At 33.9% G+C, this 469-nt stretch carries 1 protein-coding gene; it reads right to left on the bottom strand.

The features are described 5' to 3' along the window. Positions 1-4: 4 nt before the first annotated feature. Positions 5-448, bottom strand: coding sequence for a GNAT family N-acetyltransferase (locus tag HFM85_RS16030; protein ID WP_173739190.1), 444 nt, complete (start codon positions 446-448; stop codon positions 5-7). Positions 449-469 lie beyond the last annotated feature (21 nt).

The following is a 469-nucleotide window of genomic DNA, read 5'->3' as shown; positions in this document are numbered from 1 at the left end:
GAAGTTATAAACATCTTTGCAAATATACCATATCTATTAACTGTACACCACACTCATAAATTGGGTGGTCATAATTGTCCGTAAAGAAATTCGGAATATTGTGAGATCGGACAAATCCGCATTTTTCATAAAACGGTACGGTCAACGGGCTGTCACCTGTTCCAACCTGCAAAATAGAATATTCATCTGCATATTTACTTGCAAAGAAGTCAATCAATGCTTTCCCATAGCCCTGTCCTTGATTCTGAGGATCAACTGCAATATTTTTAATTTCAAGTATTCCATTATCTTCATCAGTAACGACACATTCAGCTTTTACATTACCATCTTCAAGTACATACATAGTACCTTTTTCAAGATAGTGATCAATCATATTTTCCTGCTCATCAGCTAATAACAATAATGCTATAAATTGCTTTTTATTCTCATTCACTTCTCGGATTTTCATATTTATTACTCCGTCAAACTT

This window comes from Blautia schinkii, assembly GCF_013304825.1.
Lineage (GTDB): Bacteria > Bacillota > Clostridia > Lachnospirales > Lachnospiraceae > Blautia_A > Blautia_A schinkii_B.
Note: the sequence above shows the minus strand (reverse complement) of the source record. Positions and strands in the feature narration are given on the sequence as shown.